At 33.4% G+C, this 12409-nt stretch carries 15 protein-coding genes; 11 read left to right on the forward strand and 4 right to left on the reverse strand.

Going from position 1 to position 12409, the window contains the following annotated elements:
• Positions 1 to 46: 46 nt before the first annotated feature.
• The 3 genes from BLT57_RS07295 to hpf all read left to right on the forward strand — a co-directional run bounded on the left by BLT57_RS07295 (position 47) and on the right by hpf (position 2354).
• Positions 47 to 1447: a short-chain fatty acid transporter gene (locus tag BLT57_RS07295; RefSeq protein ID WP_091426698.1), complete on the forward strand. Its 1401-nt coding sequence runs from the start codon at positions 47 to 49 to the stop codon at positions 1445 to 1447.
• A 43-nt stretch (positions 1448 to 1490) separates the two neighbouring features.
• Positions 1491 to 1850, forward strand: a complete 360-nt coding sequence (locus tag BLT57_RS07300) for a lipocalin family protein (RefSeq protein ID WP_091424267.1) — start codon at positions 1491 to 1493, stop codon at positions 1848 to 1850.
• A 204-nt stretch (positions 1851 to 2054) separates the two neighbouring features.
• Complete coding sequence (gene hpf, locus BLT57_RS07305) at positions 2055 to 2354, forward strand: ribosome hibernation-promoting factor, HPF/YfiA family (protein ID WP_091424271.1); 300 nt, start codon at positions 2055 to 2057, stop codon at positions 2352 to 2354.
• On the opposite strand, the gene rlmH is transcribed toward hpf, so the two are convergent.
• Positions 2351 to 2824, reverse strand: coding sequence for a 23S rRNA (pseudouridine(1915)-N(3))-methyltransferase RlmH (gene rlmH / locus BLT57_RS07310; protein WP_091424275.1), 474 nt, complete (start codon positions 2822 to 2824; stop codon positions 2351 to 2353). The genes hpf and rlmH overlap by 4 nt on opposite strands.
• An 89-nt stretch (positions 2825 to 2913) precedes the next feature.
• Between rlmH and nadC the strand changes: the two genes are divergently transcribed.
• From nadC to priA, 4 genes are read left to right on the forward strand one after another with little or no spacing between them, the layout of a single operon-like run.
• The gene (nadC, locus tag BLT57_RS07315; protein WP_091424278.1) at positions 2914 to 3771 is read left to right on the forward strand and encodes a carboxylating nicotinate-nucleotide diphosphorylase; all 858 of its coding nucleotides are present in this window, start codon (positions 2914 to 2916) and stop codon (positions 3769 to 3771) included.
• 27 nt (positions 3772 to 3798) lie between these two features.
• Complete coding sequence (locus BLT57_RS07320; RefSeq protein WP_091424280.1) at positions 3799 to 4752, forward strand: YihY/virulence factor BrkB family protein; 954 nt, start codon at positions 3799 to 3801, stop codon at positions 4750 to 4752.
• Positions 4745 to 5170, forward strand: coding sequence for a DUF2147 domain-containing protein (locus BLT57_RS07325; RefSeq protein ID WP_091424283.1), 426 nt, complete (start codon positions 4745 to 4747; stop codon positions 5168 to 5170). Before BLT57_RS07320 ends, BLT57_RS07325 begins: the two co-directional genes overlap by 8 nt.
• Positions 5170 to 7623 (forward strand): primosomal protein N', encoded by a 2454-nt coding sequence (priA, locus tag BLT57_RS07330; protein WP_091424286.1) that lies wholly within the window; start codon positions 5170 to 5172, stop codon positions 7621 to 7623. Before BLT57_RS07325 ends, priA begins: the two co-directional genes overlap by 1 nt.
• A gap of 56 nt (positions 7624 to 7679) precedes the next feature.
• Here priA and BLT57_RS07335 read toward each other — a convergent pair whose 3' ends face one another.
• Positions 7680 to 8375 (reverse strand): LytTR family DNA-binding domain-containing protein, encoded by a 696-nt coding sequence (locus BLT57_RS07335; protein ID WP_091424288.1) that lies wholly within the window; start codon positions 8373 to 8375, stop codon positions 7680 to 7682.
• 201 nt (positions 8376 to 8576) lie between these two features.
• Between BLT57_RS07335 and rpsF the strand changes: the two genes are divergently transcribed.
• The 4 genes from rpsF to BLT57_RS07355 all read left to right on the forward strand — a co-directional run bounded on the left by rpsF (position 8577) and on the right by BLT57_RS07355 (position 10226).
• Positions 8577 to 8915, forward strand: coding sequence for a 30S ribosomal protein S6 (gene rpsF, locus BLT57_RS07340; RefSeq protein ID WP_091424291.1), 339 nt, complete (start codon positions 8577 to 8579; stop codon positions 8913 to 8915).
• A 2-nt stretch (positions 8916 to 8917) separates the two neighbouring features.
• The gene (gene rpsR, locus BLT57_RS07345) at positions 8918 to 9214 is read left to right on the forward strand and encodes a 30S ribosomal protein S18 (RefSeq protein WP_028873640.1); all 297 of its coding nucleotides are present in this window, start codon (positions 8918 to 8920) and stop codon (positions 9212 to 9214) included.
• 13 nt (positions 9215 to 9227) lie between these two features.
• On the forward strand, positions 9228 to 9677 hold the full coding sequence (gene rplI / locus BLT57_RS07350; RefSeq protein ID WP_091424292.1) for a 50S ribosomal protein L9: 450 nt from the start codon (positions 9228 to 9230) through the stop codon (positions 9675 to 9677).
• A gap of 78 nt (positions 9678 to 9755) precedes the next feature.
• The gene (locus BLT57_RS07355) at positions 9756 to 10226 is read left to right on the forward strand and encodes a DUF6495 family protein (protein WP_091424295.1); all 471 of its coding nucleotides are present in this window, start codon (positions 9756 to 9758) and stop codon (positions 10224 to 10226) included.
• A gap of 6 nt (positions 10227 to 10232) precedes the next feature.
• On the opposite strand, the gene BLT57_RS07360 is transcribed toward BLT57_RS07355, so the two are convergent.
• Entirely contained in the window at positions 10233 to 11141 is a 909-nt protein-coding gene (locus BLT57_RS07360; RefSeq protein ID WP_091424297.1) for a GyrI-like domain-containing protein, read from the reverse strand.
• An 8-nt stretch (positions 11142 to 11149) separates the two neighbouring features.
• A complete protein-coding gene (locus tag BLT57_RS07365) occupies positions 11150 to 12388 on the reverse strand; it encodes an ABC transporter permease (protein ID WP_091424299.1) in 1239 nt (412 codons plus the stop codon).
• Positions 12389 to 12409: the final 21 nt, after the last annotated feature.

The raw sequence follows: 12409 nt of genomic DNA on the forward strand, positions 1-12409 counted from the left end.
TATAATTTTACCTAAATTGAGGTTTCAAATTTTTAATGAATCAATCATGCTCACTAAACTTGGCAAAAAATTTACAGATATATTTCGAAAGTATATGCCTAGCGCCTTTGTGTTTGCTTTAGGATTAACATTGCTAACAGGTATATTAGCTTTATTGTGGTTGAATGCAAAACCTATGACTATTATTTCTGGCTGGTATGATGGTTTTTTTAGTTTATTAGAATTTGGGATGCAAATAACACTGTTCATCATTACGGGATATAGTATAGCGTTATCTCCAATTATTGGTAAATGGATGCACAAATTAGCGGCTAAACTAAACAGTCCTAAGCAAGTCTATTTTTTTGTGGTAATTGTTGGCGCCTTATTGAGTTTAGTTAGTTTTGGTTGGATAGTAATCACGTGTGTTTTAGCTAGGGAATTAGCACTAAGAGTAAAAGGAGTGAACTATCCGTTTCTAATAGCTTGCGTTTATTTTTCAGGAGCAAGTTGGGTTTCTGGCTTATCGAGTTCGATACCATTATTATTAAATACACCTGATAATTTCCTTATTAAGACTGGTGTTCTCAATGAAACAATACCAATGAGTTATACCTTAGGCTCAACTCTAAATTTAGTTGTTGTAGGACTTTTTGTAATCATAATGCCGCTTTTAGTCTTGGCTATTATTCCTAAAGCTAAAGGTATAAAAGAACTAAAAGAGCTATTAAAAGAAGGAGGTGAAATTCAACAAAATATCTCAATTAAAGACGAAGCTGAGAGTTATAAACTGCCAATAAAAGCGGTTTCAGATACGCTTAATAATAGTACTGTATTACAATGGAGTGTTGCTGTAATGGGGTTTTGTTATATAGTTTATCATTTTGTGAATAATGGATTTGACTTGAATTTCAATATCATGATCTTTACTTTTATTATTTTAGGTTTGTTTCTTCATAAAACCCCATTACGTTTTAGCATTGCAATGAAACGGTCAAGTAGCAATATTTCTGGGATTTTATTTCAATATCCATTTTACGCAGGAATAATGGGGATCATGTTAGCAACAGGGTTGGGCTCTAAATTAGCTGATGTATTGGCTTCGGTAGCGACCATAGATACGTATCCATTCTATGCATATGTTACCGGTGGATTGGTGAATTTTGCCATTCCCTCAGCAGGAGGAGAGTTTGCGGTTGTTGGGCCGAGTATTATTGAAGCTGTTAAAGATATTGGTACTGGATTACCTCAAGAGCAAGTTACTGCGATGGTATCTAGAGCCTCCTTATCGGTTGCTTATGGTGAAAGTTTAAGTAATTTGATTCAACCCTTCTTTCTGCTATTGGTATTGCCTGTCATGACTGCAGGTGTGAAATTACAAGCCAGAGATATAATGGGTTATTTGGTATTGCCATTTATTGTCTTTTTTATATTTCAGTCGTTAACGGTGCTTTATATCCCATTGTAATTGTCGATATTTAGGCAATTGTAAACCAATTAAATCCAATACCATGAAAAAATTATTGCTATTATTAACGATTTCACTAACGATGTCTTGTAATGATTCTAAATATGCAGAAGCTATTGTTGGAGAATGGGAGTGTGTGAGTTGGATTGACACAGCAAGCTCCAAAGAAAAGTGCAATAATAATGCGTATTTCAGTTTTAAAAAGGATATGACGTATACATCAAAAGTAGGTGCTCAAGAAACCAATGGGATTTATAAAATTGTAGATGGGGTGTTATATTCTACTCCTAAAGATAAACTAGAAATTGCGGTAGAAATTAATACACTTAATGCCGATACATTATCATTCACAATGAGTCGCTCTGGTAATGAAGAGATTTTAACCCTGATCAAAAAGAAGTAATCTCATACCTGTAATCCAAAGTTTAGGATTAAATTTTTATCTGGCTTCATTAAAAAGGATTGGCATTAAGTGCTATAGTAATTGATTTTTCCATAGGCATATTTCTGAAGGAAAAACACAATATTTTATGAGTTTTATCATAAAAATATCTATTAAATTTTTGTAAATTAGAGTAAAGAAATTAATTATAAAACAAGAACGATTATGAATGTGAATTTTCAATATGTAAATGTCGATGTCAGTGAAACTTTAAATAGTTTCACAGAAGAGAAATTAAAAAAACTTTTCGACAGGTATGATTTTTTAATTGGAGCAACAGTCCGATTTAAACAAGACGACAAGAATCATACGAAAGGTAAAATATGTGATATAGAACTCAGTTTACCTGGACCACGAATTTTTGCAGCGTCTGACGAGAAAAATTATGAAGTCGCAGTTAAAGAGACAATTAGTGACTTGGTACGCCAATTAAAGAAACGTAAAGAAGTATTTAAACCATACTAACGATGATGATAAGGCTCATTTTTTAAAATAGTGAAGCCACGATATAATTGCTCTATAACAAACAAGCGAATCATTTGATGGGAAAAAGTCATTTTAGATAATGATAGTTTCCCATTCGCTTTTTGATATACTTCAGGTGAAAAACCATAAGGCCCTCCTATAACGAAAACCAATTGTTTGATACCTGAATTCATGTGTTTTTGTAAATATGTAGAAAAACTTACAGAATCTAATTGTTTACCATTTTCATCTAGTAAAATTAGAACATCTGTAGTATTGAGTTTATTGAGAATAAGCTCACCTTCTTTTTGCTTTTGTTGGTCTTCACTTAAGTTTTTAGTCTTTTTGAGATCTGGAATGATTTCAAATTCAAATTTGATATAATACCCAAGACGCTTTTGATAGTCGTCAATAAGGGCTTGTAAATCTTTGTTATCGGTTTTGCCAATGGCAAGTAGTTTTATGGTCATGTTTCAAAGTTATACTTTTTTAGAATTTGAGATTTACAATTTGTATTTTTTTGATATGCAATCCCTATTTTTACACTAAATATCTAAATATGATTTCACAAGAACAATTTAATCGGGAAATAGAACTCATAATATCTAATGCAATCAGAGAAGATGTTGGTGATGGTGATCACAGCTCACTGGCATGTATTCCAGCTTCTGCGCAAGGAAAAGCAAAACTGTTAGTTAAGGATGACGGAATTATTGCTGGCGTCGAATTCGCAAAACTTGTCTTTAACTACTTAGATAAAGATATGACAGTGGAAACGCTTATAAAAGATGGTAGTCCTGTTAAGTATGGTGATATCGTATTTTATGTGGAAGGTGCGTCTCAGTCTATTTTAAAAGCTGAACGCCTCGTTCTTAACGCCATGCAACGTATGAGTGCCATCGCAACTAAAACAAAGAAATTTGTAGATTTATTAGAGGGTACAGGTACTAAAATATTAGACACTAGAAAAACCACCCCAGGCATTCGTGCACTCGAAAAGTGGGCAGTAAAAATAGGTGGAGGAGAAAACCACAGATTTGCACTTTACGATATGATTATGCTTAAGGATAATCATATTGATTTTGCTGGAGGGATAACCAAGGCTATTCAAAAAACAAAGCACTATTTAAAAGAAACAAATAGAGATTTAAAGATTATTGTGGAGGCTAGAAACCTAGATGAGATAAAAGAGATTTTGCATACCGAAGGTGTATATCGCATTCTAATTGATAATTTTAATTATGAGGACACCCGAACCGCTGTTAAACTTATAGGCAATCAATGTATGTCAGAGTCCTCAGGAGGAATTAACGAATCTACAGTTAGAAACTATGCCGAATGCGGCGTAGATTATATTTCATCTGGCGCATTGACTCACTCAGTTTATAATATGGATTTGAGCTTAAAAGCTGTATAGTGTCATGAACGTTAACCATATCAATACATGTCTAAACTAAAAGATAAACTTTCTAAGATTCCAGTGATAAATATCTTTGTAAGGGTTTTAAAGGGAATTAAACTGCCGATACTCGAAGGTTTATCATTATTTGATTTACTTGAGTTATATGCGATTGGAATATTTAAAGGGGCCTTAACTACCAGAGCAAGTGCTATTGCGTTTAGTTTTTTTACAGCTATTTTCCCATTTTTGTTATTTGTGCTCATATTGATCCCTTATATTCCTATAGCTGATTTTCAGGAAGACTTTTTAATGTTTTTAGAATCGTTTCTACCACCTCAAACGTCAGACTTTTTCTTTGATAGTATCTTTGAAAATTTAGAAAATACCGAACGTGGGGGATTGATATCATCTGTGTTTCTAATTTCGATATTTTTAATGGCTAATGGTGTGAATGCTGTGTTTTCAGGATTTGAAAATTCATACCATCAAGAATTGACACGCAACATTTTTAAACAATTTTTATACGCACTGAGCGTGGCTTTAATTCTAGCATTCTTAGTCATACTTACCGTAGCTGTATTTGGATATTTCCAGATTTATATTATCCAGCCACTATATGAACAGTTTGATAGTGTCGAAATGGCCACAAAAGATTCCAATCTCTTTTGGGTGGTATTCTTTAAATATGTATTTTTTGTAGTGATGCTTTATATTGCTACTGCAACCTTATATTATTATGGTACAAAACAAGGTCGTCACTCCAAGTTTTTTTCAATTGGAGCACTCTTTACAACCTTATTAATCATCTTGACGTCCTATCTCTTCGGAATATACATTGAGAACTTTTCCCAATATAATAAACTGTATGGTTCTATTGGAGCGCTGTTAATTTTATTGTTTTATTTATGGTTAAATGCCAATATCTTGTTGTTAGGTTATGAACTAAATGCAACGATTAGACGTTTAAAAAGTAATAATAATGAAGAAGATGAATAAATCAATAATTGTAATACTGATGTTATTGATGACCGTCTCTGCGTCTGCTCAAAGCATTTTTGGTAAATGGAAAACCATTGATGATGAAACAGGTGAAGAGAAGTCCGTTGTAGAAATCTATGAAGATAACGGAAAAGTCTACGGAAAGATTATTGATATTTTTGATCCTGAAAAACGGGATTTACCTTGTAAGCCGTGTAATGGTGAGGATTATAATAAACCTGTACTAGGTTTAAAGATTATAAAAGATATGGAGCCTTTTGGAGAAACTTATAAAAAAGGCACGATTATGAATCCCGAAGATGGTAAGGTGTATGATTGCCGACTTAAACTTGACGATGATCCAAACAGATTACAAGTACGAGGGTATATTGCCTTTTTTTATCGCACACAGTATTGGGTGAGAATAGATAGTTGATGCAATATTTTATCAATGTCATATTGCCCATTCCTTTAGAAAAAAGTTTCACTTATGCGATAACTAAGGCAGAGGCCGATTTTCTAAAACCTGGAATTCGCGTCTCAGTACCTTTTGGGAAATCTAAGATTTATACTGCCTTAGTTGTTGAAATTCACAATACAGCACCTCAAATTTATGAAGCTAAGGAAATACATCAAATTCTAGATGAAGATCCAATTGTGACTGAGATTCAACTTAAGCATTGGCAATGGATAGCTAACTATTATATGTGCACACTAGGGGAAGTGATGAGAGCAGCATTGCCTAGCGCGTTTATTCTAGAGAGCGAGACCGTGATTAGTAAAAATGATGAGGTCACTATAGATGATGAAGATTTTAGAGATGACGAGTTTATTGTTTATGAAGCATTACATCATCAGTCTTCTTTAAAAATTCAGGACTTGATGTCCATTCTGGATAAAAAAAATGTGCTACCTGTAATTAAGCGATTACTTGAAAAAAATGCCATTTCCGTACAAGAAGAAATCTACGAAAAGTATAAACCAAAGTTAGTTCGTTATGTGAAATTAAGAGCTTTGTTTTCTTCGGAGAACGAACTTCAAAAGTTAATGGAAGGCTTAAGCAGAGCTCCTAAGCAAAGGGATGTGGTGATGGCTTTATTTTCCATTTCGGCTCAAACTAAAAAACCAGTTAAAGTTTCAGAGTTAACAAATGAAAGCGGAGCATCTGCAGCTATTATTAAGACACTAATTGATAAAGGTATACTTGAAGAATACCATATTCAAATGGATCGTGTTCAGTACTTAGGAGATGATAATGAGGATTCAAAACTATTGAATACATATCAAGACAAAGCTTTAAACGAAGTAATTCAATCGTTTAAAAATCATAATATTACGCTATTACATGGTGTAACCTCTTCTGGTAAAACCGAAATTTATGTCAAACTTATTGAAGATCAGCTAAAAGTAAAAAAGCAGGTATTATATTTACTGCCTGAAATTGCTTTAACTACCCAATTGGTTGAACGTCTTCAGAATTATTTTGGAGAGCAAGTTGCTGTTTTTCATAGCAAATATTCATCTCATGAACGTGTTGAAGTATGGAATAATGTTTTAAACAATGCAGCAACAGCTCAAGTCATTTTAGGAGCCCGTTCTTCAGTATTATTACCTTTTCAAAATTTAGGATTAATCATTGTGGATGAGGAGCACGAATCTTCATACAAGCAATTTGATCCAGCACCGAGATACCATGCGCGTGACACAGCGATAGTATTAGCTAATATCTTTAAGTGTAAAACACTATTAGGTTCGGCGACGCCCAGTTTAGAGAGTTATTACAATACGAAGCAAGGAAAGTATGGTTTAGTGGAATTGAATCAGCGGTATAATGATGTCATGATGCCAGATATTGAATTGGTAGATATCAAGGATAAACAAAAGCGAAAACGGATGCAAGGTCATTTTAGTGATCGTTTGATAGAGGAAATGACTGAAACCTTAAAGAATAGTCATCAAATTATCCTATTTCAAAATCGACGAGGTTTTTCGCCAATTGTAGAATGCAATACATGTGGTCATTCACCGCAATGCCCTAACTGTGATGTGAGCTTAACGTTTCATCAATATAAAAACCAGTTGCGTTGTCATTATTGTGGTTACAACACTGTAATGCCTAAAACTTGCGATGCTTGTGGGAGTGTAGAGCTCGATAATAAAGGTTTTGGAACAGAACAAGTAGAGCAGGAGGCCAAGTTGTTGTTTCCAGAGCACAATGTAGCACGGATGGATTTGGATACAACCAGAGGGAAATATGGTTATGAAAAGATTATAACAGCATTAGAACAAGGCGAAATTGATATTTTAGTTGGAACACAAATGTTAACTAAAGGACTTGATTTTAGAAATGTGAAACTTGTTGGTATTATGAATGCAGACAATATGCTCAACTTTCCTGATTTTAGAGCTCACGAACGTAGTTATCAGCTTATGGCTCAAGTGTCTGGTAGAGCAGGTCGAACGGATGAGCGCGGAAAAGTCTTGATCCAAACCTATAACCCATATCACAAAATATTACAGCAAGTTTCAACAAATAATTATCTACAGATGTTCGAGGAACAATTAGACGAGCGTCACATTTATAAGTATCCGCCTGTGTACCGCATGATAAAGATTACGTTGAAGCATAAGGAATATAATCGTGTAAATGTTGGCGCAGATTGGTATGCTAAATCCTTAAGAACCGTTTTTGATAAACATGTTTTAGGTCCAGAGTTTCCGCCAGTAGCTCGAATTAGAAATCAATATCTAAAACATATATTGGTTAAAATCCCACAGAAACAATCGTTGGTAAAAACAAAAGAAGCTATTATTAAAATTAATAACAGCTTCTTGAGTGTGAAAGATTTTAGGGCAATAAGAGTAATTTTAAATGTCGATAATTATTAAGTTAATTAGTTAGTAGTTTTAAGTTATATCTTCAAACTAAATCGTCTTAAAGCTTTTTAAATATTATTTAAAGCATCAACAAGTTGGGTTTTCTTATTTCTACTTAGTGGAATCTCATAAGCACCAACTTCAACGTTTTTACTATTAAATCGGTCTACCTTATCTAGGTTGACAATATATGATTTGTGGATTCTCAAGAATTTACCTTCCGGTAATTCCTGCTCAAAGGCTTTCATTGTAGATAAAACGACTAAGCTGTTTTCTTCGGTTACCAGTTTTACGTAGTCACCAAGTGCTTCAATCCATTTAATATCCTTAATGTAAACTTTTCGTTTCTTTAGATTACTTTTAACGAAAATGTGTTCACCATCAGTTTCATTAAAATCGAGCTTTAATTTATGTTGTTCTAACGCCTTTTCAACAGATTGATTAAATCTTTCCCTAGTGATAGGTTTTTGAAGGTAGTCGGTTGCATCATAATTAAAAGCTTTAAATGCGTATTCAGTTTTACCTGTAACGAAAATAATTTGGGGTTTGTTGTTGAGTACATCAAGCAATTCGAAACCGTTAAGAACGGGCATCTCAATATCTAAGAAGATAAGATCTACTTTATGAGTGTTAAGTCCATTTTTGGTTTCTAATGCGCTGCTGTATTCTGCAATAAGGTTAAGTGAGGAATGATTCTCAATTAACTTTACAATTGATAATCGTTGAATCGCAGAATCATCAACTACTACACAGTTTAAAGTCATAACATTATTATATTTTAGGTTAAGATATCGACAATAGTACAAAAAATTCGGATAAAAACCAAAAAACATCGGTAAAGTGTTTTATTTAACAATATTTTAAGAAAAAATTAACAGATTAATTTTAATCAACAAATATGTTGTTAGAATTAGAAATAATGGTTATTTTTGCACTCATTTTTAACACAAATAAAATAGATTTTTATGAATCATTATGAAACTGTTTTCATCTTAAATCCCGTTTTGTCTGAAGATCAGATAAAGGAAACAGTACAGAAATATGAAGATTTTCTAGTTTCTCGAGGAGCAAAGATGGTATCCAAAGAAGATTGGGGCTTAAAAAAATTAGCGTATCCAATTCAAAACAAAAAAAGTGGTTTTTATCACTTATTCGAGTACACTGTTGACGGAGAGGTCATCAATCCATTAGAAGTAGAGTTTAGACGTGATGAGCGATTTATGCGTTACTTAACTGTGGCATTAGACAAGCATGCAATTGCTTGGGCAGAAAAGAGAAGAAACAGAGATAAACAAAAAGCGTAATTATGTCTTCAATTGAACAACAAGCAAAAGGAAAAAAAGACGGAGAAATTAGATATTTAACTCCCTTAAACATCGATACAAGTAAAACGAAGAAATATTGTCGTTTTAAGAAATCTGGTATTAAGTATGTAGATTACAAAGATGCAGATTGGTTATTAGGTTTCGTAAATGAGCAAGGTAAAATTTTACCAAGACGTTTAACAGGAACATCATTAAAATACCAAAGAAAAGTTTCTGTTGCTGTAAAGAGAGCACGTCACTTAGCGTTAATGCCATACGTAGCAGATTTATTAAAATAAAATACCAATAACTATGGAACTTATATTAAAACAAGACGTTGAAAATTTAGGATTTAAAGACGATATTGTAACAGTAAAGAACGGTTATGGTAGAAATTTTTTAATTCCTCAAGGACAAGCCGTTATGGCAACGTCGTCTGCTAAGAAAGTATTAGCAGAAACAGTAAAGCAAAGAGCTTTTAAGGAAAAATCAATTATTGAGTCTGCACAAAAAATGGCAGATGCACTGAAAGAATTAGAAATTAAAATTTCTTCTAAAGTGGGAACTGGAGACAAATTATTTGGATCTATTAACAATATTGATTTAGCAAACCATTTACAAAAAGCAGGACACGAGATTGATAAAAAATTCATCTCTGTGGCTGGTGGTAGTGTAAAGCGTTTAGGAAAATACGATGCTGTTGTAAGATTACACAGAGAAGTATCGGTAGATTTACCATTTGAAGTTATAGCAGAAGCCTAACATTCAATTAAATCATATAAATAAAGCCTCAACGCATCGTTGAGGCTTTTTCAATAATATTATTTAAAGGATTATAGCATGAAATATTCAAGATTGACAAAAGAACAGTTTGAAGAGTTACATCAGGAATTTATCAATTTTTTAGCAACACAGTCTATCACAGCTGACGAATGGTCAAACATCAAGACTAATAAGCCTGAAGTTGCAGAGCAAGAATTGGATGTGTTTAGTGATTTAATCTGGGAAGGTGTGCTGTCTAACGTAGAATATTTAGAACATCTTTCACCGCAACAAATGCATTTATTTCAGTGTACTGATAAGCATATGAGATTGATAGCTCTTAAAATCAAGAATAGCGATATCGATATCACAACTAAAGAAGGCTTTGAGTGGTTTAGAAAAAATTTGATGTCTGATGATGTAGAATTCTTTACAGCAATAAAAGACTATACTGAAGATAAAGGTCAGGATAAATTCAAACTCATTTTAGAAGGTGCAAACATTACGAAAGGCAAGCTCTATCAGTACTTTGAGAGTCTTGTGAGTTAATCTATTCTATATTACAGGGATGTATAAATCAACAATACATTTCTTCTCCGAATGTTGGTTAAAGTCATTGTGGTATATTTCAAAAGGAGGCTGATTCTTCTTTTTATACCCATTATCATTCATCCATTTAAATAAATTCGTCCAAACAATTGGGAATTCCTCTATCCCAATTTCGTAATGTCCGATTATATAGGAACCACCATTTAGTTTGGTAGCGTTAATTTCACCATTGGATTTTAGTGCTTGTTCAAGTACGATACTCGCAGTCATCCTCACCTTATCAGCAGCAGTGATTTTAAAGCTATCGTAAAAGATGGTAGCCATTTTAAAATCAGGTTGACGCAATAAGCCCTTTTGCCCAGCCCATTCTAAAACGCGATTAAAAGCATGGGGTAGTTGCTGTTTTCCAATGCAGGTGATACCTGCTGTGTGTATACTATTTATAGTTTTTACTTCTATATTTGCTTTCATACCTATGTCATTTTTTTTTGTGGTTTGACAAACATAATCTTCAAATACAGTAATTGGTTGACCATTCTTGCTTTTTACTTGACGTATCTTGCTATATTTTCCTTTAGTATGACTTCTGAAATGAGACGGACTCATACCATAGAATTTCTTAAAAGCTCTTGTAAACGATGAGTTGCTTGTAAATCCATACCGAGTTGATAATTCAGAAATACTCATATCATCGCGATGTAAGAGGTCTGCAGAAGCTTTTTCAACTCGTTTTCTGGCGATATAGTGATTGAGCGTTTCTTTTGTAAACGCTTTAAATATGCGATGAAAATGGTAAGGAGAATAGTGAGCTATATTAGAAATTTCTGTTAAAGACAGCTCGTGTTCAAGATGTTCCTCAATGTAGAGAAGCGCCTTGTTGATACTTTTTATATGATTTTTTTCTGAAAGAGTCATTTAACAGTCTACTCATAACGCAAGGACTCAACAGGATCTAGTCTTGCAGCTTTGTTAGCCGGATAGGACCCAGAAATAACAGCCACAATAAAAGTAATTATACTGGCTGCAATCATTGCTCCCCAAGGTATGACGAATTTAAAATCTACAATGGCAGCAAAGGCATAACCAATAAGAATTCCAAAGATAATACCTAGTAATCCACCTAATTGTCCTATGATAATAGTTTCAATAAAGAATTGAAAAGCAATTGTGCCACGCTTTGCACCTAATGCTTTACGTACACCAATTTCTCTTGTTCGTTCTGTAACAGATACTAACATCATATTTAATAATGCAATCGTAGAACCAAAAATGGTAATAATACTTATGATCCATGCTGCTGTTGATAACACACCAGTTATAGATCCAATTCGGTTAATAAGGTCATCGCTGCGCTCTAAACCAAAGTTGTTCTCTTCAACAGGGTTCAAACCTCTAATATTTCGGAATAATAAAATCGCCTCATCTTGAGCACCTTCTAACATATCCTTTTTATCTGTTTTAACACTGAGATTGTAGTTGATATTTGCATTGGTAAAGATGGTTCTTGCCTTTTGAAGTGGCATGAGAACACGTAAATCTTGGTTATTTCCAAATGTGGAACCTTTTTCTTTTAAAACACCAATGACTTTAAATTTTGAGCCTCTAATACTAATTGTTTTATTTAGGGGATTCACATCATTGAGTAATGCTTTCTTTAAATCACTTCCAATTACACAAACACTATTGCTGTTTTCAACATCAAAATAATTTAATCCGCGACCAACTTCGAGTTCTAAGCCGGAATTAGTAAGAAAATTTTCATTCACACCATAAACTTGAACCTCAGGGTCAGTTTTTTCATTTTCATATTTCACTTCAGCAGTTCGTGTTCCTAAGAAAGAAATTGAAGTTTTGGTAAAAGGAAAGTTATAATCTTCCTCAAAGGCTTTTACTTGTCGGTAATTAATAACTGGATTGATTTTTTTTGCTTCATCACCACGTCGTTGCGTATTAAACTCATAACGTTGAATATTAAAGGTGTTTGCTCCCATAGAGGAGAAGTCACTAGAAATGGTGTTTTCTAAAGCTGAAACAGCACTTAGTATCCCTACTAATGCAGTAATACCAATGGCGATGATTAAAACCGTAAGGATAGTACGCAGTAATTGACTTTTAATAGAGTCAAATGCAATACGGATATTTTCTCTAACTAATGAAAACATAGTGAACTTTAAATGTTGATT

This window comes from Formosa sp. Hel1_31_208 (assembly GCF_900104785.1).
In the GTDB taxonomy this organism is placed as follows: Bacteria; Bacteroidota; Bacteroidia; order Flavobacteriales; family Flavobacteriaceae; genus Psychroserpens.